The sequence below is a fragment of the Phenylobacterium sp. Root1290 genome, assembly GCF_001425305.1.
Taxonomy (GTDB): Bacteria; Pseudomonadota; Alphaproteobacteria; order Caulobacterales; family Caulobacteraceae; genus Phenylobacterium.
Map to the genome: position 1 here is coordinate 151,784 of NZ_LMEE01000002.1, position 21,448 is coordinate 173,231.

Genomic DNA, 21,448 nt, shown 5'->3' on the forward strand with positions numbered 1-21,448 from the left:
GCCGCCGTTCCTGCGGCCAGAATCCCTCCGCGCCGCATTGACCCGGCCTCCGGTAGTCATTAGGTAGCCGCCGTTTGCCGAACAAGCGGACGAGTCAAGGAACGGGCGGGGTTCACCCCGGCCCGCCTTTTTGCGAGCATGCACACTCTGATGGAGACGCCGAGATGACTGTAGAACTTCTCCAAGGTGTGACGGGCGTTCTGGTCCTGGCGAACGGGACCGTCCTGCAAGGCATCGGCGTCGGCGCGACCGGCGATGCGGTCGGCGAGGTGTGCTTCAACACCGCCATGACCGGCTATCAGGAGATCCTGACCGACCCGTCCTACATGTCGCAGATCGTCGCCTTCACCTTCCCGCACATGGGCAATGTCGGCGTGAACGTCGAGGATATCGAGCAGATGTCCGGTTCCGCCGAGACCGCGGCCCGCGGCGCGATCTTCCGCGACGTGCCGACCGCGCCGGCCAACTGGCGCGCCGACGGCGACCTGGACACCTGGATGAAGCGCCGCGGCGTCATCGGCCTGGCCGGCGTCGACACCCGCGCCCTCACCCGCTCGATCCGCGAGAACGGCATGCCGCACGGCGTCATCGCCCACTCGCCGACCGGCGAATTCGACATTCCCGCGCTGCTGGAAAAGGCCAAGGCCTGGGCCGGCCTCGAGGGCCTGGACCTGGCCAAGGACGCCTCGTGCCTGCAGCCGTTCGTCTATGACGAGGGGCTGTGGACCTGGCCGGAAGGCTACGCCAAGGCCGGCGAGCCGAAGTACGAAGTCGTGGTCCTGGACTACGGTGTGAAGCGCAACATCCTGCGCGCCCTCACCTCGATCGGCGCCCGCGTCACCGTGGTGCCGGCCAAGACCACCGCCGAGGAAGTCCTGGCCCGCAAGCCCGACGGCGTGCTGCTGTCGAACGGCCCGGGCGACCCCGCCGCGACCGGCGACTATGCGGTTCCGGAGATCAAGAAGCTGGTCGAGAGCGGCGTGCCGGTGTTCGGCATCTGCCTGGGCCACCAGATGATGGCCCGCGCCCTGGGCGCCACCACCGTGAAGATGGAACAGGGCCACCACGGCGCGAACCACCCGGTGAAGGACATCACCACCGGCAAGGTGGAGATCGTCTCGATGAACCACGGCTTCACGGTCGACCGCGACAGCCTGCCCGAGCCGGTGGTCGAGACCCACGTCTCGCTGTTCGACGGCACCAACGCCGGCATCGCCCTGAAGGACAAGCCGGTGTTCAGCGTCCAGCACCACCCGGAAGCCTCGCCCGGTCCGACGGACTCGCTCTACCTGTTCGAGCGCTTCGCCGGTTACATGGACCAGGCCAAGAAGTAGTCAAAAGGCCGGCGCCCAGCGCCGGCCTTTTTCGTTCTACCAGCCGATATGCGCCTTGATGTCGGGCAGGAAGCTCAGCCAGACGCCGAAGTCGTCATCGAGCGCCGCACGCGTGCCGCCCGGGCTGACATTGATGTCGTAGGTGAACCAGGGATCGCCCTCGTCGTCGATGTAGCAGTCGACGTAGCGCTTCTCCGAGTTCCAGGCGTTGGCCTTGTCGGCCGTCATCTTCACGTCGAGGTCGAACGCGGCCACGAGTTGGACGGACGCGCAGCGGTCCTTGCGGCAGTCGTTGGGATAGACCTCGAAACTCACCCCGTCGGACGAGCTGCGGATGTATTCGCCGCTGTCGCCCTTCTCGATCTCGGCCTTGTAGCCGCTCTCCATGAGCCAGCTCTGGATCTCCTTGACCGTCATGCCGTCCTTATGCGGCTCGGCGGCGAGCGCGCTGTTGGCGGACAGGGACAGAACCGCGAGCGTCGCGGCGAGCAGGCAGGACTTCATCAGGCACCTCACAACCAGGCCGCGAAGCTACGGCGGTTCGGGCGCCCCGCGCCAGGGATCGCTCGCTAGAGGCGTGAAAGTTTACCGACCGCGGCGACCGGGCCCGACGGACCTTCCAGCTTGGAGCCGCCCAGCGGCTCCACCGACACCGCCAGGGACGCGCCCTCGGTGGCCATCGCCGCCATCGGCTCGCTCATCGGCATCGCCTTGGACGCCCCGGGGTCGATCAGACCCAGCGAGCGCGGCTTGCCGTCGGACGGGATCAGCCAGAGCTCATGGCTATGGTCAGGGTCGGCGCCGGGCGGCACCAGCGACGCCACCAGCATCGACTTCCGCTCAGGGTCATAGGCCGCCAGGAACAACGGCTGGCCGCCGTCGGTCATGAGGCGGGCGTCCATCATCGGACCCATGGGCGCGCGCGGCTGGGTGACGATCTCCGGCGGCCGCGCCGCCAGGAACACCACCGCCGCGAGGCTGGCCGCGGTCATCGCCAGCGAGCCGACTGTCGCCGCGCGCCAGAACCGCAGCCGACGCAGGACGCCCAGGGCGTTGTCGTTCGAGGCCAGCATGCGCTCGATGCGCGCCCACAGCCCCGCCGGCGCCGTCACCGGCGCGATCTCGTCGGTCAGCGGCGCCAGGCGGGCGCGCCAGGTCTGCACGTCGGCCGCAAAGGCGGGATCGCGAGCCATGCGATGCTCGGCCGCCGCGCGCTCGCGCGCCGTCAGCACGCCCAGCGCGTGTTCCGCCGCCAGGGCTTCGTCTTCGGGGAGTTCGGGGCCGATGTCGCTCATCGCTCCAGACACCCCTTCAGCTTCAGAAGGCCTCGGCGGATCCAGCTCTTCACCGTGCCGAGCGGGGCGTCGAGCCGCCGCGCCAGGGCCTCATAGGTCACGCCTTCGAAAAAGGCCGTGCGGATCGCCGCCTGAGTGCGGTCGTCGAGCTCGGACAGGCACCGGCCCAGCGCCGCGCCGTCCTGCGCCGACTGCAGCAAGGCTTCGGCGCCGGGCGCCTCGTCCTCGATCTGCAGGTCGTCAACGGGATCGGCGTAGGCCAGCGGCCCGCGGGCGCGCAGACGGTCGATGGCGCGATTGCGGGCGATGGTCGATATCCACGCCATGACGCTGGCCCGCCCCGCATCAAAGCGGTCGGCCCTGCGCCAGATCGTGAGATAGACCTCCTGCAGCACGTCCTCGCTCTCCTCTCTGTCGGAAAGGATACGAAGGCAGACGCCAAAAAGCTTCGCGGAGGTCGCATCATAGAGCTGACGCATCGCCGCACGGTCGCCCGATGCAATGCGCGGCAGCAGTACGGCCAAGGGGTCGGACGTGGTGATCGCGGGCATCCCAAACCTGAATGGGGGTGAAGCTGCCTGACTCCCGATCGCAAGGAAAGGGTCGACGACGGCCCTCGGCCGCTGCACCAGCACCGCATAGTAGCGCCACGCCGTTTCCAGGTTCGCAGGCGGCTGACTCTTCCACGCGGAAAACACTGAAATCTGCGCGCGCCAGTAATCGCCCCGCCGGTGTGCGGTTCCCGTCAAGCCGAAACGAACCACCACTGTTGCATGAGCGACACGAGCAGGCGCTCTCAGACCGACGGGACGTCGACGCATTCCATTGTTTTATATACAAAAATGTAGAATCCGGTCGAGGCGAACGCCGCACTGCCGACAACCTTGAATGGGTGCGCTCGGCCCTCCAACGCACCGCCTCTCCTCGCAGCGGGTTTGCGCTCTACTTTTCACACCTCGCCGGCGACTGGCCGAACACTGATGTCGGGGGCCGCGCAGCTTTCTCGACATTTCCGCGAACCGCCGTTTTTTCTTGTCGATTGGAGGCGCCAAACCAGGGCGAAATCCCTTCTGGGCTACCGAGCAGCGCTCCATGGATCGCCTTGCGGGGCCTCTGGAAGCGCGCTAGGCTCAAAGGGTCAAACTCGTATGGTTCGGCTGATTTTCGACGCTCCACATTCCTGGCGCACCGAACCTGCTCTCCGACCCTCCCGAAATTTGATGCGTGACCCAAAAGGCTTGGGTTGCGGAACGACTTACCCCAAGGACGACACTTCTATGGCTACCGGCACTGTTAAATGGTTCAACGGAACCAAGGGCTATGGCTTCATCCAACCCGACGATGGCGGCGCGGACATCTTCGTTCACATCTCGGCCGTTGAACGCGCCGGACTCCGCAGCCTGAACGAAGGCCAAAAGATCACCTACGATCTCGAGCAGGACCGTCGCAGCGGCAAAATGGCCGCCGGCAACCTGCAAGTCTAAAGCCTTCGGCAAAGGCCTTTTGGCCCTAGCATCGAAACGGCTGCGGGCCGGCGGAAACGCCGGCCCGTTTTCTTTGGGGCGCCCCCCGCCCGCCATGCCGCGCACGCCTGCGGCGAGATTGCCGCCATCGACGCTTGCGCGTGAGCGACTCCGTCTCTAAACGGCCCCCTTAACCTGCAGTTTTACCGGGACCGGGCGCGCTAGAATGTGCGACCGCCCATGCGCGCGAGTGGACATGCCGAAACGCACAGACATCTCCTCGATCCTGATTATCGGCGCCGGCCCGATTGTGATCGGACAGGCCTGCGAGTTCGACTATTCGGGCGTCCAGGCCTGCAAGGCCCTTCGCGCCGAGGGCTACCGCATCGTGCTGGTGAACTCGAACCCCGCCACCATCATGACCGACCCGGACGTGGCCGACGCCACGTACATCGAGCCGATCACCCCGGAGATGGTCGAGAAGATCATCGCCAAGGAGCGCCCCGACGCCCTGCTGCCGACCATGGGCGGCCAGACCGCGCTGAACACCGCCCTCGCCCTCGAAGCCTCCGGCGCGCTCGCCAAGTACGGCGTCGAGATGATCGGCGCCAAGGCCGACGTCATCGACAAGGCCGAAGACCGTCAGAAATTCCGCGACGCCATGGACAAGCTGGGGCTCGAGAGCCCCAAGTCCAAGGCCGCCCATTCGATGGACGAGGCCATGGAAGGCCTGGAGTTCGTGGGTCTGCCCGCGATCATCCGCCCGTCCTTCACCCTGGCCGGCACCGGCGGCGGCATCGCCTACAATGTCGAGGAATTCAAAGAGATCGTCGAACGCGGTCTCGACCTGTCCCCCACCACCGAGGTCCTCATCGAGGAAAGCGTGCTGGGCTGGAAGGAGTACGAGATGGAGGTCGTCCGCGACAAGGCGGACAACTGCATCATCGTCTGCTCGATCGAGAACATCGACCCGATGGGCGTCCACACCGGCGACTCCATCACCGTCGCCCCGGCCCTGACGCTGACCGACAAGGAATACCAGCAGATGCGGGCGGCCTCGATCGCCGTGCTGCGCGAGATCGGCGTCGAGACCGGCGGCTCCAACGTCCAGTTCGCGGTCAACCCGGCCGACGGCCGTATGGTCGTCATCGAGATGAACCCGCGGGTGTCGCGCTCGTCGGCGCTGGCCTCCAAGGCCACCGGCTTCCCGATCGCCAAGGTCGCCGCGCGACTGGCCGTCGGCTACACGCTCGACGAACTGATGAACGACATCACCGGCGCGACCCCGGCCTCGTTCGAGCCCAGCATCGACTACGTCGTCACCAAGATCCCGCGCTTCGCCTTTGAAAAGTATCCGGGTTCGGAGCCGACCCTGACCACCGCCATGAAGTCGGTGGGCGAGGTCATGGCCATCGGCCGCACCTTCTCCGAGAGCCTGCAAAAGGCCCTGCGCGGCCTCGAGACCGGCCTGACCGGCCTGGACGAGGTCGAGATCGAAGGCGCCCATGACGCAGAGACCGGCCGCGCTGCGGTGATCCGCGCGCTGGGCCAGCCGACGCCGGACCGGCTGCTGGTGATCGCCCAGGCGTTCCGTCACGGCCTGAGCGTCGAAGAGGTCAACGCCGCCTGCTCCTACGAGCCGTGGTTCCTGCGCCAGATCGAGGCGCTGATCGCCGTCGAGGCCGGGATCCGCGACCGCGGCCTGCCCGCCACCGCCGCCGAGTTCCGCGCCGTGAAGGCGCAGGGCTTCTCGGACGCGCGCCTGGCCAAGCTGACCCACACCACCGAAGCCGAAGTGCGTGAGCAACGCCGCGCCCACGGCGTGCGCCCGGTTTTCAAGCGCATCGACAGCTGCGCTGGCGAGTTCCGCGCCGCCACGCCTTACATGTACTCGACCTACGAGACCGGCGCGCTCGGCCAGATCCCCGAGTGCGAGAGCGAGCCCAGCGACCGCAAGAAGGCGATCATCCTCGGCGGCGGTCCGAACCGGATCGGCCAGGGCATCGAGTTCGACTACTGCTGCTGCCACGCCGCCTTCGCCCTCGACGACATCGGGGTGGAGTCGATCATGGTCAACTGCAACCCCGAGACCGTCTCGACCGACTACGACACCTCCGACCGCCTGTACTTCGAGCCGCTGACGGCCGAGGACGTGCTGGAGCTGATCGCCGTCGAGCAGGCCCGCGGCGAGCTGCTGGGCGTCATCGTCCAGTTCGGCGGCCAGACCCCGCTGAAGCTGGCCAAGCCGCTGGAAGACGCCGGCATCCCGATCCTGGGCACCTCGCCCGACGCCATCGACCTGGCCGAGGACCGCGAGCGCTTTCAGCAGCTCCTGCACAAGCTGAAGATCGCCCAGCCGATCAACGCCATCGCCCGCTCGCGCGAGGAGGCCTTCGCCGGCGCGCACAAGGTCGGCTATCCGATCGTGATCCGTCCCTCCTACGTGCTGGGCGGCCGCGCGATGGAGATCATCCGCGACGACGAGCAGCTCGAGCGCTACGTCAACACCGCCGTTCAGGTGTCGGGCGACAGCCCGGTGCTGATCGACCAGTACCTCAGCCGCGCCACCGAGGTGGACGTCGACGCCCTCTGCGATGACGCGGGTCAGGTGTTCGTCGCCGGCGTGATGGAGCACATCGAGGAAGCCGGCGTGCACTCGGGCGACAGCGCCTGCTCGCTGCCGCCGTTCTCGCTGAAGCCCGAAACCATCGCCGAGCTGAAGCGCCAGACCGAGGCCATGGCCCGGGCGCTGGAAGTGCGCGGCCTGATGAACGTGCAGTTCGCCATCGAGGAACCGCACTCCGACAATCCGCGCATCTACGTGCTGGAAGTGAACCCGCGCGCCAGCCGCACGGTGCCGTTCGTCGCCAAGACCATCGGCCAGCCGCTGGCCTCGATCGCCGCCAAGCTGATGGCCGGCGAGAAGCTCGCCAGCTTCAACCTGGTCGAAAAGGCCTACGACCACGTCGCGGTGAAGGAAGCGGTGTTCCCGTTCGCCCGCTTCGCCGGCGTCGATACGGTTCTGGGCCCGGAAATGCGCTCGACCGGCGAGGTCATGGGCCTCGACTGGATCCGCCCCGGCGAGACCGCGGGCCCGGCCTTCGCCCGCGCTTTCGCCAAGGCCCAGCTCGGCGGCGGCGTGAAGCTGCCCAAGACCGGCAAGGTGTTCGTCTCGGTGAAGGACGCCGACAAGCCCTGGATCCTGGAGCCGGTGAAGCTGCTGCTGAGCCAGGGCTTCAAGATCGTCGCCACTGCCGGCACCGGCGGCTACCTGGCCGAACAGGGCCTGGAAGTCGAGCAGGTGAAGAAGGTCCTCGAAGGCCGTCCGCACATCGTCGACGCCATGAAGAACGGCGAGATCCAGCTGGTCTTCAACACCACCGAGGGCAAGCAGTCGCTGGCCGACAGCTTCGAAATCCGCCGCACGGCGCTGATGATGAAGACGCCCTACTTCACCACCGCCGCCGGCGCTCTGGCCGCGGCCCAGGCCATCGTGGCGACCGTCGAGGACACCCTCGACGTCCGTCCGCTGCAAAGCTACGCCTGACAAGGCGCGCGAGAGGCGGCTGACGCCTCTCGCGCCGCCGCCCTACGCCCGGGGCGCCTCTTCGGTTTGGTACATCGAGAGCACGTGCCCGTCGGGGTCTGAGATCTCTGCGGACCATCCGCCGGGGGCGTGGCTGACCGGCGTCACGATCGTCGCCCCCTTCTCGGCAAGCGCGGCGACAACGGTGTCGATGCCGCCCTTGGCGAGATCGAAGACAATGATCGGCGAGTTGCCGGGCGTGCACTCGGCCTTGAAGAAGATCAGCTCGACCCCGCCCTCCGTATTGGCCGAAAGCCAGTCGTTTCCGCCGCCGTCGTCCCCCATGTTGGTGACTTCGAGCCCGAGAACGTCCCGGTAGAACGCCTCGGTGCGCGCGATGTCGGTCACGTAGAAGCAGATCGTTCCAATCCGCACTTTGCCGAACATGTGTCTCTCCCTTTCAGATGCTGGACGTCCTTAGTTGCCGCGCGTCTCCGGTTTGTGAGGACACCACGAACAAATGGCCGTCGGGATCGTGCGTCCCGATCGCGACGTCGGCCGATCGTACCGCCCCGATGAGGGCCCGGCGCAAAAGGCCGAACGGCAGATCGCCCTGCAAGGTGCGCTCCGCCGCCCCACCGCGAAGTCCAGACTGGATGCAGCGCCGCCTGATCTCGCTGACCCGCTTGCGCATGGCCGCGTCCGACACGCCGAGCAGCCAGGCGATCTCCGGCTTCGTGTGACCGGTGACGACGAGCAGCGCCGTCGTGCGCAGGGCCTGGGGAAGCGTAGCGATGAACTCATCGGGATAGCCCGCCGGCGTCTCGCCCTTTGCACCGATCCCGGAGGCGTAGTCGGCTTCCCGCCGACGCCGGCGCCCGGCGGTGCGCGCCTCATGCAGGGCGCGATTGCGCAGCACCCCGCTCAGCCAGCGGCGGTTCTCCCCGCAGGACATGTCCGCTCGCTGCGCCTCTACGGCGGCGAGCAGGGCTGTTTGCAGAAGGTCCTCTTCCTCGCCCAGGCGGCGCGTCCGCCTGCGGGCGTCGCGCAGCAGTCTCAGATAGGTTTTCCGGTCCATCGCCCTCGCCGCTCCGCCGTAGGCACTTCTATCAGAACGCGAAGGCGCTGCCATGCGAGCGCCTCGCAACCTCAAGTTTGTGAAAGACTTAGCCGCAAATTGCCGATTGACCGGCGCTATTCGCGGGCGCAACTTGAGAGCGTCGCCTTGCTTCGGCAGGCGCGTAGTGGGCGCGTTCCGGCGGCCCCTGATGACCAGCCGGTCGGCCCGCATGGGCGCCTGTCGCAGTCTGGCGAGGACGTGTCCTCTGTCTCAGTGTGCGAAGGGAAACGCCATGCAATCCGGACACCACGAAGGTGAGGTCCACCATCACAAGAAGAACAGGCATCTGCTAGAGCGCTTCGAGGGGTATACAGACCTTATCATTGTGGGTCTGATCATCGCCCTAGGCGCGGCCATGCTGATCGGCCTGTTGACCGCAAACGGCAAGGTCACCTGGTAGGACGCCACTCAATCCGAGTATGGCGGCCTGGCCCTAGCCAAGACTGGGCCGTCGTACTCGTTGGCGTCCACGCGAACCTGCGGACGCCCGCCTCGGCATAGCCTTGGCGGCGAAGAACGCCATGGCGCGTGCGCCCAGCCCGGTCCCGTGCGCCACCCGCTCCCCTTTCCTCCATCTCCGACATCCACAGCCGGCGGCCTGTACGAGCCTGGCCGCCGAACCTCCGATCGCGCTGGACGCTGGCCTCCACGGTCGAGCTAGGCTAGGCGTAGGACAAACTAAACAACGATCACTTAGGGAGAAGCGAACATGGCCGGTCGGGTCGAGGGGAAGATTGCGCTGGTCACCGGCGGGGCGAGCGGCATCGGACGCGGATGCGCAGAACGCCTGGCGCAGGAAGGCGCGACGATCGTCGTCACCGACCTGCAGGACGACAAGGGCGCCCAGACCGTCGCCGCCATCGAGGCGATGGGCGGCAAGGCCAGCTACCTGCACCACGACGTCACGTCCGAGCAGGCCTGGATCGACGCCATCGCCGCGGTGAAGGCGCAACACGGCCGCCTCGACATCCTGGTCAACAACGCCGGCATCGGCATCGGCGGTTCGGTCCTGACCATGACCCTCGCGGACTTCCAGAAGCAGACCGCGGTGAACCTCGACGGCGTCTTTCTCGGCGTGAAGCACTCGATCCCGCTGATGCGCGAGAACGGCGGCGGCTCGATCATCAACATGTCGTCGGTGGCGGGCCTGAAGGGCTCGGCCATCCTCGCCGGCTACTGCGCCACCAAGGGCGGCGTGCGCCTGTTCACCAAGGCCGTGGCCATGGAATGCGCGGCGGCCAAGGATGGGGTGCGGGTCAACTCCGTCCACCCCGGCATCATCGAGACCCCGATCTGGGACACCATCGTCGGCACCGGCGAGATCGGCGACAACGCCCGTCCTCCGCGCGGCGCGGCTTTGGACGCCATGAGCGCCGAGGGCGTGCCCCTGGGCGTGAAGGGCTATCCCGAGGACATCGCCAATGGCGTGCTGTGGCTGGCCTCCGACGAGAGCCGCTACGTGACTGGCGCCGAACTGGTCATCGACGGCGGCCTGTCGGTGAAATAGCCGCTGCGACGCCCGTGGGCGTTTCCGCGCGGGCGGAAATGCTCTACGGGCGGGGCATGACCGCCACGCTTCACGTGATCTTCGGCCCCTCGGGCGCCGGCAAGTCCACCTACGCCAAGGAACTGGCCCGCCGCGAGCCGGCCGTCCACTTCGCCATCGACGACTGGATGGCGCGGCTGTTCGCGGCCGACATGCCCGAGCCGATCGAGTTCCAGTGGATGATGGAGCGGGTCGAGCGCTGCGAGGCGCAGATCTGGTCCACGGCGGCCGGCGTGATCGCCGCCGGCACCTCCGTGGTGCTGGACCTTGGCCTCATGCGAAAGTCCGACCGCGCCCGCGTGGCCGAGATCGCCCAGGCGGTCGAACTGCCGCTGCAGTTCCATTTCGTCACCGCGCCCCAGGACGTCCGGCGCGCACGCGTGCTGGAGCGCAACGAGGTGCGCGGAGAAACCTTCGCGATTGGGGTCACCCCCGACATGTTCGAGTTCATCGAGGGCGTCTATGAGGCCCCCGACGCCGCCGAATTGCAGGGCGCCGTCATCTCCGAAAGCGCCTGACGCCACAGGCGTCGCGGCGCTTCACGACCCCGTCAAAGATGTCCGCCCGGGGGCCGGTCGAACCGCGCCCCTTGAGTTTTTGCGCTGCGACATCTAATCTCTACCCCCCCGGACGCCTGCGCCCGCGGCCGGCCACGAACTCCCAAAAGGGCGAACCCGAGTCCTCATCCACGATGGAAAAAGTCCCGATGACCGCCGAGGGCTGGCAAGCTCTCGACGATGAACTGAAGCGTTTGAAGACCGCAGAGCGTCCCGCTGTGATCGCTGCGATCGCGGAAGCGCGCTCGCACGGCGACCTCTCGGAAAACGCCGAGTATCATGCCGCCAAAGAGCGGCAAGGCTGGATCGAAGGCCAGATCGCCGAGATCGAAGACCGTATGGCCCGTGCGCAGGTCATCGACGTCTCCAAGCTTTCCGGCAGCCAGGTGAAGTTCGGCGCCACCGTCTCGGTGGTGGACGAAGACACCGAGGAACAGGCTCGCTACCAGATCGTCGGCGAGCACGAAGCCGACGTGAAGCAGGGCAAGATCTCCATCGTCTCGCCCCTGGCCCGCGCCATGATCGGCAAGGAGACCGGCGACGTCGTCGAGGTGAACACCCCCGGCGGCGGCAAGGCCTACGAGATCCTCAAGGTCGAGTGGCTCTAGGCCCTCGGCCCGGAGCTTCACCCGCTTGCCAGACCCCCAACCGACGCCTGTCGAACGGCCGCTGACCATCTGGGCGGTGTCCGACGGGCGTGCGGGCATCGAGGCACAGGTCGTCGGCCTGGCCAACGCGATCGCGCGCAAGCGCGCCGCCCGCATCGTCGTCAAGAAGATCGGCTGGAAGAGCTGGATCGGACGCCTCCCGTGGTGGCTGACGCCGTTCCCGCGGCGGTTTCTGACGCCTGAGAGCGACCTGACCGCGCCGTGGCCCGATATCTGGATCGCGGCGGGCCGCGCCACCCTGCCGCTTTCGATTCGCGTGAAACGCTGGTCGGGCCGCAAGACCTACGTGGTCCAGGTCCAGGACCCGCGTATGCCCACGCGCCTGTTCGACCTGGTCATTCCGCCCAGGCACGACCGGCTGGAAGGCGACAACGTCTTTCCGATCACCGGCTCGCCCGGGCGTGTGAACGCCGATCGCATGGCGGCCGACCTGCAGCGGTTCGAGGCCCAGCTCGACGCCCTGCCCCGCCCGCGCGTGGCGGTGATCATCGGCGGCAAGTCAAAGGCGCACGACATTTCGCCCGAGCGCGCCGCCGCCATGGCCCGCGAGATCGAGCTGCCGGTCACCGAGGAAGGCGGCTCGGTGATGGTCAGCTTCACACGCCGCACGCCCGCGCCGGCTCAGGCCATCCTGGAAGCGCGTCTGAAACACCTGCCCGGCGTGATCTGGAATGGTGAAGGCGACAACCCGTACTTCGCCTACCTGGCCGCCGCCGACTACATCCTGGTCACCGAGGATTCGACCAACCTCGCCACCGATGCGGCCTCGACCGGCAAGCCTGTCTTCGTGATGAAGATGGACGGCGAGAGCCTGAAGTTCGGTCTGTTTCATGAGGACCTGGAGCGCCTTGGGGCGGCCCGGCCCTTCGGCGGCGCCTTCCACCGCTGGACCTACGAACCCCTGGCCGAGACCGAGCGCGCCGCCGACGAGGTGCTGCGCCGGTTCGACGCGCGGAAGGTCTGATCATGGCCGTCGCGATCCGCCTGGCAGGCGCCGACGACGCCGACATCGCCCTGCAGCTGGACCCGAGCGCCCAGATCAGCCCGCACCGGGCGTCGTGGCTGCGCCGCGCCTTCGCCGGTGAACACGGCCGCGTCGCCAGGCTCGCTTATCTGGACGGCGAACCGGCCGGCTTGGCCGTGGTCGGCTGGTTCTTCAGCAACCCGTTCCTCGACCTGATCGTCACGGCAGACCGCCTGCAGCGCCGGGGCGTCGCCAGCGCATTGCTGGACGAAATCGAACGGGCGCACGCCGATCAGAAGCTTTTCGTCTCGACCAACCTGTCGAACGACGTCATGCGCGCCCTGCTGCCGGCGCGCGGCTACCTGCCCGCCGGTCAGGTGGACCACCTGGATCCCGGCGACCCGGAGCTGTTCTTCGTCCGACTGCCGGGCTGAAAACAGCGCGCCCTTTCCAAGCCGCGGCTTTGAGCGTCCCATGGCTGCAAGATGATTCTGCGGCCTCGCATCCTCTTCATCGCCAACGCCGGCCCGGCGGTCGGCGGAGGCCACGTGATGCGCTCGCTCAGCCTGGCGCGGGCGCTCGGCGAACACGGCGCGGAGTGCATCTTCCTCGCCCCGCCCGTCGTCGCCGGCATCCTTGACGCCTTCGCCCCGGACATGGGGCGCGAGGAGGTCGCCTCCATCGCCGCGCCGGACCTGCTGCACGCCATCGCCGGCATCAAGTTCGACGCCGTCGTGTTCGATCATTACGACCTTCGCCGCGAAGACCATGAAACCGTCGCGCAAGGCCGGCCGACGCTGGTGATCGACGATCTGGCCGATCGCCCCCTGGCCGCCGACCTGGTCCTGGACTCGGGGCCGGCGCGCGTCGAGGCCGACTACGCCTCGCTGGCCGGGGACGCCCAACTGCTGCTGGGCCCCCGCTACGCCCCCCTGCGCCCGGAATTCGCCGCCCTGCGCGAGGCGGCCATAGCCCGCCGGGGCGGGCCGGTGAATCGGGTGCTGATCGCCCTGGGGCTGACCGACGTCGGCGGCGTCACCGCACGGATCGTCGACCGCATGCGCCAGCGTAACGGCCACCTGGCCTTCGACGTGGTGCTGGGGGCCAACGCGCCCAGCCTGCCGGGCCTGACGCGCGTGGCGGCCCACGACTCCCGCGTCGCCCTGCACGTGGACGCCCAGGACATGGCCGAACTGACGCTGAACGCCGACGTGGCGATCGGGGCCGGCGGCTCCACCACCTGGGAGCGCTGCACCCTGGGCCTGCCCTCGGTGCTGGTGGTGCTGGCTGAAAACCAGCGCCCGTCCGCCCGCGCCCTGGCCGAACGCGGCGCCGCCCTGGTGGTCGACGTCACCGCCGACGACTTCCTGGCCGCCTTCGACCGCGCCTCGGTGCGACTGCTGAACGACGCGGCGACCCGCGCGCGCCTGATCTCAGCCAGCCTGGAGCTCTGCGACGGTCTGGGCGCCGAACGCGTCGCCAGCGCCCTGCTGGAGGTGATCTCCGCCCCCCGGAACGGCGGCGGTGGCCGGCGGAAATAGCGCCCCGCGGCCCCGGCGCGGAAACTGCGCTGACCAACCGCGCCCCGCGCCTGTCGCAACCGCTCAGAATCTCCCCTACATAGACGCCATGTCGCAGAATGCTCCTCGCACCACCCGCTGCCTGATCCTGGGTTCCGGCCCGGCCGGCTACACCGCCGCCATCTACGCCGCGCGCGCCTTGCTCAAGCCTGTGCTGATCGCCGGCATCCAGCCGGGCGGCCAGCTGACCATCACCACCGATGTCGAGAACTATCCGGGCTTCGCCGACGTCATCCAGGGTCCCTGGCTGATGGAGCAGATGCAGGCCCAGGCCGCCCATGTCGGCACCGAGATCATCAACGACATCGTCATCAAGGCCGACCTCAGCCAGCGTCCGTTCCGCCTGGAATGCGACAGCGGCGAAGTCTGGCTGGCGGAGACCCTCGTCATCGCCACCGGCGCCCAGGCCAAGTGGCTGGGCCTGGACACCGAGCAGAAGTTCCAGGGCTTCGGCGTGTCGGCCTGCGCCACCTGCGACGGCTTCTTCTATCGCGGCAAGGAAGTCGTGGTGGTCGGCGGCGGCAACACCGCCGTCGAGGAAGCGCTGTTCCTGACCAACTTCGCCTCCAAGGTCACCGTCGTTCACCGCCGCGACGAGTTCCGCGCCGAGAAGATCCTGCAGGAACGCCTGTTCGCCCACCCCAAGATCGAGGTGATCTGGAACGTCGCCATCGACGAGGTGGTCGGCACGACCGATCCCCTGGGCGTCACCGGCGTGAAGCTGAAGGACATGGGCACCGGCGAGGTCCGCGAAGTGGCCGCCGACGGCGTCTTCATCGCCATCGGTCACGCCCCGGCCTCCGAGCTCTTCAAGGGCCAGCTGGAGATGGACGGCTCGGGCTACCTCAAGGTCGTCCCTGGCAGCGCCGCGACCGCGATCAAGGGCGTCTACGCCGCCGGCGACGTCACCGACGACGTCTACCGCCAGGCCGTCACCGCGGCGGGCATGGGCTGCATGGCCGCGCTCGAAGCTGTAAGACTGCTGGCTGAAGAAGATCACGAGAAGGCCAAGCACCCGATCAGCCATCATGAGGCCCAGCGCATCGGCGCCTGGTGACCCTCTGAGAGCGTCGACGATTTCAACTTAGCGGGCGGCGACACGCCGCCCCTGCCCAAGAGACGAGGCCACGCGCCGCCATGACGAACCTGATCGTGCGAGGCGGCCGCGCCTTGCGTGGGACCATCACGCCGTCCGCCAACAAGAACGCCGTCCTGCCGGTGCTCTGCGCCACCCTGCTCAGCGACGAGCCGATCGTCCTGCACCGGGTGCCGGACATCACCGACGTCCGCAAGCTGCTGGATTTCTTCGGAAAGCTCGGCTCGTCGGTGGAGATGGACTACGCCACCGGGACCCTGCGGCTGCACCATGGCCGCGACCTGGACCCCAAGGCCGCGCACCTGCCGCTGGGCATGCGCTCCTCGATCATGCTGATCCCGGCCCTGCTGCACCGCTTCGGCCGCGCCAGCCTGGAGGAGGACGTCACCGGCTGCACCCTCGGCTCGCGTGAGATCGACCCGCACATCGATGTGTTCAGGGCGTTCGGCGCCGAGGTGACCAGCGAGCCGGGCGCCACGGTCATCGCCGCGCCCAAGGGCTTCACCGCCACCCAGCACTGGCTGGACTACGCCTCCGTCACCACGACCGAGAACTTCGTGCTCTGCGCGGCCACCGCCAAGGGTCTGTCGCGGCTCACCAACTCGGCCTGCGAGCCGCACGTCCAGGAGTTCTGCGAGTTCCTGGCCGGCATGGGCGCGCGCATCCAGGGCGTCGGCGGCTCGCGCCTGACCGTCTCGGGCGTCGACAGCCTCGGCGGCGTCGAGTTCACCTTCGCCGACGACTTCCACGAGGTGGCGACGTTCCTGGCCATGGGCGCGATCACCGGCGGTGAGATCGCCGTGCAGAACGGCTCGGTTGAACAGTTCCCGCTGCTGGACCGCACCTTCGCCAAGTTCGGCGTCGAGGTGACCCACGAGAACGGCTTCAGCCGCGCCCGCGTGGACGGCAAGCTGAAGGTGCGCGAGCCCTTCACCTCGAACATCCTGACCAAGGTCGAGGCCGCGCCCTGGCCCTATGTGCCGGCCGACCTGCTGCCGATCTTCGTGGCCCTGGGCGTGCGCGCCGAAGGCCAGGTGATGTTCTGGAACAAGGTCTATGACGGCGCGCTCGGCTGGCACTCCGAACTGGGCAAGTTCGGCGCCCACGCCCTGCTCTGCGACCCGCACCGGCTGATCACCTGGGGCGGCAAGCCGCTGACCCCGGCGACGGTCGAGAGCCCCTACATCATCCGCGTCGCCATCGCCCTCTTCATGCTGGCCGCCAGCATCGAGGGCGAGAGCACCATCCTCAACGCCTCGCCGATCCAGCGCGCCCACCCGAAGTTCGTCGAGAACCTCAACGCGCTGGGCGCCGACGTCAGCTGGGTCGCCGGCGACTGATCGCTAGTTGTCCCGCTTGGCCTGGGCGTTCTTGGTCGCCTGCGAAACGCTGCCGATCTTGGCGGGCGACACCTTCGACAGGGCCTTCTTGCTCGCCACCGGGTTCATCCCTTCGCCGGCGGTCTTGCCAGGCGCCGGATGCGACGACGCGCCGGCCGCGCGGCGCATGGCCAGGGCCTTCTTCGACGCCTCGATATGAGCGGCGCGAGCATCCTCGACGGCCATCCGATGGGCCTGCTTGTTCACCCGCTTCAAGGCGCTGGCGAACACCTGCTTGCGTTCCTGCAGGTGCTCGGCGGTGCCGCTGCCGCGCGGCTCGCCCTTGCCGCGGACCTGCCGGACCTTCTGGCGCGCGAGGGTCCGCTCCTTGTCGCGCATGTCGCGCAGGCGCTTGCGGGTCTCGGCCAGGTCCTTGGAATCGAGCTGGGCGATCGCCGGATGGTGCGAGGCCCGGACGAGTTCGCCCTCCTCATGGTTGAGCAGGCTGAGTTCGCGGCGGTTGTTGATGGACATGGTCGCCCCTCTCGAGTTGCGCTGGTCTAGGGAAACGCGCGCGGCGGGCCGTGGTTCAGCGACCGTCATCCCGCACGCCCTGGCTCTGGCCGCGGAATAGGACCGCGCCTATGCTTGGGCCATGATCCGCCACGCTCGCCCCACCGATCACGCCGCTATCCGCGAGATCGTCGCCGCCGCCTTCGGGCAAGCTGACGAGGCCGATCTCGTCGAGCGCCTGCGCGCCGCCGGGGACGTGATGTTCGAACTGGTCGAGGAGGACGGCGGCGAGATCGTCGGCCACATCGTCTACAGCCGCCTCTGGGCCGACAGCGTGAACCTCTACGCCGCCCTGGCCCCGCTGGCCGTGCGCCCCGACCGCCAACGCGGCGGGGTCGGCAAGCGCCTGACAGCCGCCTCGATCGAGACCGCCAAGGAGTTCGGCGCCCACGCCGTCATCGTGCTCGGCCACCCCGAGTACTACCCGAAATTCGGATTCAGCCCGCAGGCCGCGGCCAAGGTGAAATCGCCCTATTCCGGCAGCCCGGCCTTCATGGCGCTGGCGCTTGAGGACGGGGCGCTCGATGCGCCGGTGCTGGTCGCCTATCCGGACGCGTTCGGCGGCTAGCCCCCTAGCGGGCCGCTCAGCTCAATCCTGGAGCGCGTCCGCGCCCGTGTCCGGCGAGGCCTTGTTCGGCGGGGCCGGGACGGCGACCTTCTCGTCCTGCTGGCCTTCCATCGCCGCCAGCGACTTGTTGATCTCGCGGACCTCGTCGGCCGTCGGCTTGCGTCGGGGCGCATAGAGGGTGCCGAGCACCCGCGTGCGCTCGCCGCCGGTGGCGCCCGCATCGGCGACATTGTAGGTGCGCACCTCGCCGGCCACGGCCAGCGTCACCTGGCGCCCGCCGCCGATGCCCTGGGTTTCTGGATCCAGCAGGCCGTTCGTGCGCGCATCCAATCCACCGAGGATGGCTGGCGAAATAAAGGCTTCGCGCCCGGCGTAGCGGCCGGTGAAGGCCGGCGGCTCGCCCCAGGGGCCGGTCCACCGATAGAAGATGTGCAGACCCACCTGCTTCATCTTGACCAAGGTCGGCGCCCAGTAAGGGGCCACGTAGTTGGCGTGATAGTGCGTGGCCGAACCGACCGACTTGTTGACGTGGCCCGAGAGCGCGCGGCGCGCCACATCCTGGGCGCGGCGCCACAGGCCGGGCTCCGGCGCATAGCGCAGCGAGCCGTCGCAGGTGAAGCTGAACTGGCAGCCGGTCGTCCGCGCCGAGCCCTGATAGACCACCCCGCAGACAGACTTCGGATAGGCCGGGTGTCGCACGCGGTTCAGCACCACCTGGGCGACGGCCTCCTGGCCCAGCTGCGGTTCGCGGGCGCTCTCGTAATAGACGGCCTCCGCCAGGCATTTCTGGGCGCGGCTGGCGTCCTGGCCGCCCGCGTGCAGCACGAAGGGCCGCATCGGCCGGATCGGCAGCTTCGAGAAGCCCCGCAGCGCATTGACTTCCTCGGCGGTCGCCGCCTGCGAAGTGTCCAGACCCAGGTCAGGGATCTTGCTGATGTCGAGGCTGGTCCAACCGATCGTCCGCCCCCAGGCATCGGCCTGACGGCCCAGCGGGTCATGGCGCTTGGCCAAGGCCAGCATCGCCGGGTCCATGTCGGCGGTGAGCCGGTCCAGACCGCGGCTGGAAAAATTCCGCGTCACCTGGGCGAGACCCTGCGACTTGCCGTCGCTGCCATCGACGTAACGGGGGTTCGCACAGGCAAGCAGGACCACCGCCAACCCGCAGGTCGTCGCCAGGGCCGCAATCAGGCCACGCTGGGAGAGGATCTGCGAAAGAGGCAGCGGCGAAGTCCCAATCTGTTTCAGGCCCGGCTTCATGCAGCCGGAAGCTGGCAAGATAGGGGCCAAACCCGCCAAGATCGAGTGTTGCACGCCAGGACCGGGGCTCGCATGCTCGCGCCATCGTTCCGTGATATGCCGGAGTCTGGGTACGCTCGCTGAAATGACGTTCTTCAGTTCCCCGCTGCGCTTCATTCCCCGGCGCTCGCCGCCCCTGCTCGCGGCCCTGGCCATCGGCGTCGGCGCCATGGCCGCCGCGGTCGCCATCCGCGGCCTGCTGGCAGGCTGGGACACGGCCTTCGCGCTCTCCGTCACGCACTTTCCCGCCTTCATCGTCGCCACCCTGTTCGCCGGTCAGCGCTGGGGCTGGATCAGCCTGGCGGCGGCCTTGGCGACGTCGCTGTTGCTGCGCGGCGGTTTGCCCGTGGAGCCTGTCGCCCGGGCGGGCGTCATCCTCTATGCCCTGTCAGGCGCCGTGACCGTCGTCGTCGCCGCCGCCCTGCGCGAGATCGTGCTGCGGCTGGACGAAGCCCAGGCCGCACTGGACCGCAGCGAGACCCGTCTCCAGATGGCGCAGAGCGCGGGCGACGTCGGGCTGTGGGACTGGGACGCCTCGACCGGCGAGGGCTATTGGTCCCCGACCCTCTATCGCAACCTCGGCCTGCCGGTCACCCATCGGGCTGGCGTGCGCAAGCTGCTGGACGTCGTTCACCCGGACGATCGCGAACGGGTGCGCCAGAACAACATCGCCGCGATCCGGTCGGGCAGCATGGAGCCCTGCGAGTATCGCATCGTCCGGCCGGACGGCGACGTCCGCTGGCTGCTGTCCCGCGGCGAGGTGCTGTTGAACGGCGCGGGCCGCGCGGTGCGCGCGGTCGGGGTCAACATCGACATCACCGACCGACGCCATGCCTTTGATAAACTTCGCGAAAGCGAAGAGCGGTTCCGGGCTCTGGCCGACAGCGCGCCGGCCCTCCTCTGGGTGACCCGGAGCGATGGCCGCCGGGAGTTCGTCAATCAGGCCTATGTCGACTATCTCGGCCTGCCCTACGAGGCCGCCCTGAACTTCGACTGGCGCGAGCGGCTGCATCCCGACGACCTGCCGCGCATCCTCCAGGAACAGGTCGCTGGCGAAGCCTCGCGCAAGCCGTTCCGCCTCGAGGCCCGCTACAAGCACCATAACGGCGACTGGCGCTGGATCCGCTCGGTGTCGCAGCCGCGGCATGGCCCCGAGGGCGCTTTCATCGGCTTCATCGGGATCGGCATCGACATCAGCGACGCCAAGGAAGCCGAACACGATTTGCAGGACATCAACGACCTGCTGGCCGAACGCGTCGCCGCCGCCCTGGCCGAACGCGACGAGGCTCAGGCCCGCCTGCATCACGCCCAGAAGCTGGAGGCGGTCGGCCAGTTGACCGGCGGCGTCGCGCACGACTTCAACAACCTGCTGACCGTGATCACCGGAGCGCTGGATCTGATCCAGCGCAAGCCCGACGACGTCGAGCGGCGCAATCGGATGATCGAGGCGGCGCTGGGCGCGGCCCGCCGCGGCGAGCGCCTGACGCACCAGCTGTTGGCCTTCTCGCGCCGCCAGGCCCTGAAGCCGGAGGCGGTGCGCATCGACGACCTGCTGGCCGAGAGCGAACCGCTGCTGCGCCGGGCGGTCGGCGAGGCCGTGCATTTCACGCTGCGGCCCGGCGCGCCAGAAGCCGTTGCGATGCTCGATCAGGGCCAGTTCGACGCCGCGATCATGAACCTGGTGGTCAACGCCCGCGACGCCGTCAGCCAGGGCGGCGCCATCACGGTCGCGACCGAGGCCTGCGAACTGGCGGACGGCGAGGTGCAGGACGTCGCCGCCGGGGCCTATGTGCGGGTCGAGGTGCGGGACGACGGCGTCGGCATGGAGCCAGCCGTGCTGGCGCGCGTGTTCGAACCCTTCTTCACCACCAAGGAAATCGGCAAGGGCACCGGCCTGGGCCTGTCACAGGCGTATGGCTTCGCCCGCCAGAGCGGCGGCGGCGTCACGATCCAGACGGCCCCCGATGAAGGCGCGACGGTCAGTCTCTACCTGCCCCGCTCGGCTGAGGCCGCGGCGCTCCCCCCGCCGGCCCCGCCCGCCCCGGAACAGCCGGCGTCCGCCCGCCAGCTGACGGTGTTGCTGGTCGAGGACGATGCTGAGGTCGGGGAAATGGTCTCCGCCATGCTGACCGAGCTTGGGCACACGGTGGTGCGCGCCGAGGGAGTCGACCAGGCGCTCGAGGAACTGGCCCGCCGACAGGATCTCGACATCCTGCTGACCGATCTGGTCATGCCAGGCGGTCTTTCGGGTCTGGATCTCGCCAAGAGCGTGGCCGAAACCCATCCTGGCCTGCCGGTCATCCTCTCATCCGGATACGCCGGCGAAGCACAGCCGATCGCCGCCGAAACGCCCTGGCCGCTGCTGCGCAAGCCCTACTCGGCCGACGCCCTGGCCCGCGCGCTGGCCGAAAGCGTGGATTCGCAAAGCCAAGCGGCCTGAACGGGCTTCAAGATAAAGTGGGCTTGTGCGCGTCCGAACGCGGGTCTATATCATCAGTCATCGGTTTTGCTCGTTTTGAGCATAATCAAGACGCCGACGGGGC

At 68.3% G+C, this 21,448-nt stretch carries 21 protein-coding genes; 14 read left to right on the top strand and 7 right to left on the bottom strand.

The genetic code is table 11. The features are described from left to right. Window positions 1–164 precede the first annotated feature (164 nt). Entirely contained in the window at window positions 165–1,334 is a 1,170-nt protein-coding gene (carA, locus tag ASC79_RS10235) for a glutamine-hydrolyzing carbamoyl-phosphate synthase small subunit (RefSeq protein ID WP_056025524.1), read from the top strand. A 36-nt stretch (window positions 1,335–1,370) separates the two neighbouring features. Here carA and ASC79_RS10240 read toward each other — a convergent pair whose 3' ends face one another. The 3 genes from ASC79_RS10240 to ASC79_RS10250 form a co-directional block, all read right to left on the bottom strand. Further along, complete coding sequence (locus tag ASC79_RS10240; protein ID WP_056025527.1) at window positions 1,371–1,838, bottom strand: YbjN domain-containing protein; 468 nt, start codon at window positions 1,836–1,838, stop codon at window positions 1,371–1,373. Between the two features lie 65 nt (window positions 1,839–1,903). Then, entirely contained in the window at window positions 1,904–2,629 is a 726-nt protein-coding gene (locus ASC79_RS10245; protein ID WP_056025530.1) for an anti-sigma factor domain-containing protein, read from the bottom strand. Beyond that, entirely contained in the window at window positions 2,626–3,180 is a 555-nt protein-coding gene (locus ASC79_RS10250) for a sigma-70 family RNA polymerase sigma factor (RefSeq protein WP_056025533.1), read from the bottom strand. Before ASC79_RS10250 ends, ASC79_RS10245 begins: the two co-directional genes overlap by 4 nt. Window positions 3,181–3,906: 726 nt before the next feature. Between ASC79_RS10250 and ASC79_RS10255 the strand changes: the two genes are divergently transcribed. Together ASC79_RS10255 and carB are read left to right on the top strand one after the other, a co-directional pair. Further along, window positions 3,907–4,113, top strand: a complete 207-nt coding sequence (locus ASC79_RS10255) for a cold-shock protein (RefSeq protein WP_056025536.1) — start codon at window positions 3,907–3,909, stop codon at window positions 4,111–4,113. A 235-nt stretch (window positions 4,114–4,348) separates the two neighbouring features. After that, a complete protein-coding gene (carB, locus tag ASC79_RS10260; RefSeq protein WP_056025539.1) occupies window positions 4,349–7,639 on the top strand; it encodes a carbamoyl-phosphate synthase large subunit in 3,291 nt (1,096 codons plus the stop codon). A 42-nt stretch (window positions 7,640–7,681) separates the two neighbouring features. Here the strand turns inward: carB and ASC79_RS10265 are convergent, their stop codons facing one another. Together ASC79_RS10265 and ASC79_RS10270 are read right to left on the bottom strand one after the other, a co-directional pair. After that, a complete protein-coding gene (locus tag ASC79_RS10265; RefSeq protein ID WP_056025542.1) occupies window positions 7,682–8,065 on the bottom strand; it encodes a VOC family protein in 384 nt (127 codons plus the stop codon). Between the two features lie 13 nt (window positions 8,066–8,078). Beyond that, window positions 8,079–8,696, bottom strand: a complete 618-nt coding sequence (locus ASC79_RS10270) for an RNA polymerase sigma factor (protein WP_056025545.1) — start codon at window positions 8,694–8,696, stop codon at window positions 8,079–8,081. A 274-nt stretch (window positions 8,697–8,970) separates the two neighbouring features. Between ASC79_RS10270 and ASC79_RS21065 the strand changes: the two genes are divergently transcribed. From ASC79_RS21065 to ASC79_RS10310, 9 genes are all read left to right on the top strand, one after another. Beyond that, complete coding sequence (locus tag ASC79_RS21065) at window positions 8,971–9,138, top strand: hypothetical protein (RefSeq protein WP_156378469.1); 168 nt, start codon at window positions 8,971–8,973, stop codon at window positions 9,136–9,138. Between the two features lie 309 nt (window positions 9,139–9,447). Continuing rightward, window positions 9,448–10,245: an SDR family NAD(P)-dependent oxidoreductase gene (locus ASC79_RS10275; protein ID WP_056025548.1), complete on the top strand. Its 798-nt coding sequence runs from the start codon at window positions 9,448–9,450 to the stop codon at window positions 10,243–10,245. Window positions 10,246–10,301: 56 nt separating this feature from the next. Further along, complete coding sequence (locus tag ASC79_RS10280; RefSeq protein WP_056106260.1) at window positions 10,302–10,802, top strand: ATP-binding protein; 501 nt, start codon at window positions 10,302–10,304, stop codon at window positions 10,800–10,802. 173 nt (window positions 10,803–10,975) lie between these two features. Next, complete coding sequence (gene greA / locus ASC79_RS10285; RefSeq protein ID WP_056025554.1) at window positions 10,976–11,449, top strand: transcription elongation factor GreA; 474 nt, start codon at window positions 10,976–10,978, stop codon at window positions 11,447–11,449. A gap of 25 nt (window positions 11,450–11,474) precedes the next feature. Next, window positions 11,475–12,473, top strand: a complete 999-nt coding sequence (locus ASC79_RS10290; RefSeq protein ID WP_056025557.1) for a mitochondrial fission ELM1 family protein — start codon at window positions 11,475–11,477, stop codon at window positions 12,471–12,473. A 2-nt stretch (window positions 12,474–12,475) separates the two neighbouring features. Further along, entirely contained in the window at window positions 12,476–12,907 is a 432-nt protein-coding gene (locus ASC79_RS21070; RefSeq protein WP_056025559.1) for a GNAT family N-acetyltransferase, read from the top strand. A 51-nt stretch (window positions 12,908–12,958) separates the two neighbouring features. Next, window positions 12,959–14,014 (top strand): UDP-2,4-diacetamido-2,4,6-trideoxy-beta-L-altropyranose hydrolase, encoded by a 1,056-nt coding sequence (pseG, locus tag ASC79_RS10300; RefSeq protein WP_056025562.1) that lies wholly within the window; start codon window positions 12,959–12,961, stop codon window positions 14,012–14,014. A gap of 88 nt (window positions 14,015–14,102) precedes the next feature. After that, window positions 14,103–15,110, top strand: a complete 1,008-nt coding sequence (gene trxB, locus ASC79_RS10305; protein ID WP_056025565.1) for a thioredoxin-disulfide reductase — start codon at window positions 14,103–14,105, stop codon at window positions 15,108–15,110. 80 nt (window positions 15,111–15,190) lie between these two features. Continuing rightward, window positions 15,191–16,489, top strand: coding sequence for a UDP-N-acetylglucosamine 1-carboxyvinyltransferase (locus ASC79_RS10310; RefSeq protein WP_056025567.1), 1,299 nt, complete (start codon window positions 15,191–15,193; stop codon window positions 16,487–16,489). A gap of 3 nt (window positions 16,490–16,492) precedes the next feature. On the opposite strand, the gene ASC79_RS10315 is transcribed toward ASC79_RS10310, so the two are convergent. Continuing rightward, window positions 16,493–17,002, bottom strand: coding sequence for a hypothetical protein (locus ASC79_RS10315; RefSeq protein WP_056025570.1), 510 nt, complete (start codon window positions 17,000–17,002; stop codon window positions 16,493–16,495). A gap of 121 nt (window positions 17,003–17,123) precedes the next feature. Here ASC79_RS10315 and ASC79_RS10320 point away from each other — a divergent pair, with 121 nt between their 5' ends. Then, the gene (locus tag ASC79_RS10320; protein ID WP_056025573.1) at window positions 17,124–17,609 is read left to right on the top strand and encodes a GNAT family N-acetyltransferase; all 486 of its coding nucleotides are present in this window, start codon (window positions 17,124–17,126) and stop codon (window positions 17,607–17,609) included. Between the two features lie 21 nt (window positions 17,610–17,630). Here ASC79_RS10320 and ASC79_RS10325 read toward each other — a convergent pair whose 3' ends face one another. Continuing rightward, window positions 17,631–18,866, bottom strand: a complete 1,236-nt coding sequence (locus ASC79_RS10325) for a cell wall hydrolase (RefSeq protein ID WP_056025575.1) — start codon at window positions 18,864–18,866, stop codon at window positions 17,631–17,633. A gap of 124 nt (window positions 18,867–18,990) precedes the next feature. On the opposite strand from ASC79_RS10325, the gene ASC79_RS10330 reads away from it, so the two are divergent. Beyond that, window positions 18,991–21,345, top strand: a complete 2,355-nt coding sequence (locus ASC79_RS10330; protein WP_056025578.1) for a PAS domain-containing protein — start codon at window positions 18,991–18,993, stop codon at window positions 21,343–21,345. Window positions 21,346–21,448: the final 103 nt, after the last annotated feature.